General features: G+C 47.3%; 1 pseudogene. It reads right to left on the reverse strand.

The features are described from left to right. Nucleotides 1-1,538 (reverse strand): annotated as a pseudogene (locus ACFIQC_RS09750) (hypothetical protein); the annotation flags it as partial.

Here is a 1,538-nt window from a genome sequence, read left to right on the forward strand (position 1 = left end):
ACCTGCCCTGCCGTCTCTCCTGAACGCGCCGCAGACTCTGCTACCGCTTTCGCTTCAGAAGCTAATTTTGTAGCCTCCTCTGCACTCTGTTGGGCTTGATGAGCCGTCGCTGTTGCTGTATCCGCTGCACTTTTCGCTTCTAAGGCTATCGCTTTGGCATTACTTGCCTCTTCTTTTGCTTCTTCTGATACGCTCTTCGAAGAAGTCGCTGTTTGATTTGCTTCATTCGCAACTCTCTCTACACTTTCTGCTTTAACCTTTGCTTCTTCTGATAAACTTTTAGCATTAGAGGCTGTTTGACTTGCTTGTTCACTCGTGGATTTCGCTTCAGTCGCAACAGTCTTTAAACTTTCCGCTTTAGATTTCGCATCGCTAGCCTCTCTTACAGCTTGCTCTACTTTCTCTGTTGCTCTATCCGCTACATTCTTGGCTTCTTCTGCTGTGCTCTTCGCTGTATTCGCAACTGTCTCTACACTTTCGGCTTTAGCTTTTGCATCAGCGGCTGTCTGCTGTGAACTTACTGCTGTGCTATGAGCTGTTTCCGCTAAACTCTTAGCTTCACTCGACTTCGTTAACGCTTCTAAAGCTTTTTGCCCGATCTCATCACCAGCCTGTTTAGCTGTGGTAGCGGTCGATAATGCCGTTTCTGCAATACCTTTCACTTCTTCAGAAATATTCTTGACATCATTGACTAAGGTAAGCGCTGTAGATGCTTTATCCTTCGCTGCATTCGCTTCTGTAAGCGCATTGGTAGAGGCATTTTGGGCTTCTGTTGCAAGTTGTTTGGCTTCTTCTGAGAGTGTCTTAGATGACTCTGCTATCTGTTTGGATTCTCTTGACTCCGTTAATGCCTTCTCTACTGCCGTTTGTACTTGAGACGCTGTTTTTGTAAGTTCTCTAACAGAAGATGTCGCCCGTTCCGATAAACCTTTTGCTTCTTCGGCAATATCCTTCGCATCAGCGGCTGTCTGTTTGGCTCCATCTGCCTTCATACTTGCTTGTGTCGCTACTGTCTTAACTTCATGACACGTTGCTACCGCTGTTGCGGCTACTTGCGTCGTCTCTGTTGCTGTTTGGGAAGCATCTCTCGCTGTTTGTTCTGCACGTTCAGCAATGGATTTCGATTCATCGGCTAATCTCTTTGCTTCTGTCGAGACATGGACGGCGTTCTCACTTGCCTGCTTGACCTCTACAAAACTTTGCAATGCCGTAGCCAATGAACCTTTCGTACTACTTATTTCCCCTGTAGCTCTATCAAATCCTGCCTTCGCCTCTTCTGCCATTTGCTTGGCGGCTTCAGAGGCACCCTTGGCTTCTTCGGCTAATCCCTTGGCTGTATCCGCTGTATCTTTTGCACGATTAGCCGTTGTCGTTACTGCTGTAACCGCTTCACCCGTTTTGGTAACTTCGCTAAGCGCTCTTTCCGATACTTTTTTCGCCTCTTCTGCAACCTGTTGCGCGCCATTCGCACGCGCCATGGCTTTTTCTGCTTCTTTCCTTGCATTAACAACCTGCTCTAACGGCGCAAAGGTTTCATA

The organism is Bartonella sp. AA126HLJHH (assembly GCF_042197425.1).
In the GTDB taxonomy this organism is placed as follows: domain Bacteria; phylum Pseudomonadota; class Alphaproteobacteria; order Rhizobiales; family Rhizobiaceae; genus Bartonella.